This is a genomic window from Paenisporosarcina sp. P4_D4, assembly GCF_056401835.1.
In genome coordinates, this window is sequence record NZ_JBFUIO010000278.1 from 1 (window position 1) to 1,516 (window position 1,516).

Here is a 1,516-nt window from a genome sequence, read left to right on the forward strand (position 1 = left end):
AACTAACGGGTGCTTTACTTCAATAAGGGGTAAAGCCTTTTTCTTATTCAACTAACGGGGCAGGTTAGTTCAACAAGAAAGATGTTAAAATGTATGACAAGTCGTTTAGTTGGTTATTCCGTGTACATGTTCAAATCGATCGAAACCAAGAGTGTTAACCGCAGTGAAGAAAATATGAGAAATTGGAATTAGTAAGAGTGTATGAATAACTTTATAAGTTTTTATCTCACATAGTAAAAAACCCATAAAGGAATTTCGTAACAAAATCCCTTTATGAGTTTTTTTATTTTTAATCAAATGTACGGAAAATCTTCTGCTTCAACCAATATTATTTGTTGTTTTTATACTCAATAAGTTCAGAAATAGTTACAAATTTGTACCCTTGTTTTTGAAGTTCAGGCAAAATCTCCTCAAGTGCTTTCACCGTCTGTTTACGATTACCACCACCATCATGGAAAAGAATTATGTCGCCCTGTTTTGTAACATTCAATACTTTATTGACGATTTTTTTAACACCGGGGTTTTTCCAATCCTCTGTATCTTGGTGCCAAGACCACATTACAACTGTGTATCCTTTGTCCACAGCCAACTTGATCATGTCATCTGTATATTGCCCGCCAACAGGTCGAAACAACTTTGGGTAAGAACCCGTAATACTGTATATTGTTTCATTGGTCTGTTTTAATTCTTTCTCTAATTTTGTGATTGTTGTTTTTAAAGGATGTGTATATGTGTGATTTGCTATTTCATGCCCTTCATCGTGTACTCTTAATACCAGTTCCGGATATTTTTCTGCATTTTCTCCAATAATAAAGAAAGTAGCTTTAGCATCGTAATTACCTAATAAATCTAAAACTTCAGCAGTATATTTTCGGTGGGGACCGTCGTCAAATGTAAGAGCTACTATTTTTTCTTCCGTTTTTATATCCCACACCACTTCCCCAGTTTGTTCGTAATGGCGACGTCCCTTATCAGCAAATACATTAAATCCAGCATGGAAAATGGAACTTACAAGAATAATTGTAGATAACACTAAAACATACTTTCCCTTCAATTCTTCACTTCCCTAATCCAATTATTATCAAGTATCACATCCATTATATTTTTTACTTTAAGCAATAAATTATACCTTTATAGCGCTCACTAAATTCGACCTGCTTTAGGGAAATTTTGGTCGAACTATGTTTATCAAATCGCCAATTTCCTTTTACTTAGCATTAGAACAGTGATTATTATAATTGTCCTCACTCTCCTTTTCTGGGATGCTGATGAAAAAAGTGAATTGCGAGTTGGAATCTGTACATTATTCAGTCAAGGCTTTCTTTAGTTAGCTCACTTTTTCCCTCCTGCAGGTGGCAATTTTTTCATTTCAACTAAATGATTCATGAAAATAAATGAAAAGGAGAAACTATGTAATGTGTTGCTAAAAGGAGGGTTTTATTTTTGTTCCAGAGTCTTCGATACCCGATTTTTTTGGTGTTGAGTTTTTTCGCTTTGGCGTCGGTTGCTACAGCTG

At 34.5% G+C, this 1,516-nt stretch carries 1 protein-coding gene; it reads right to left on the reverse strand.

Annotated elements, in window-relative coordinates:
* Positions 1 to 328: 328 nt before the first annotated feature.
* The gene (locus AC1DSL_RS18080; RefSeq protein WP_477533307.1) at positions 329 to 1,054 is read right to left on the reverse strand and encodes a polysaccharide deacetylase family protein; all 726 of its coding nucleotides are present in this window, start codon (positions 1,052 to 1,054) and stop codon (positions 329 to 331) included.
* Positions 1,055 to 1,516: the final 462 nt, after the last annotated feature.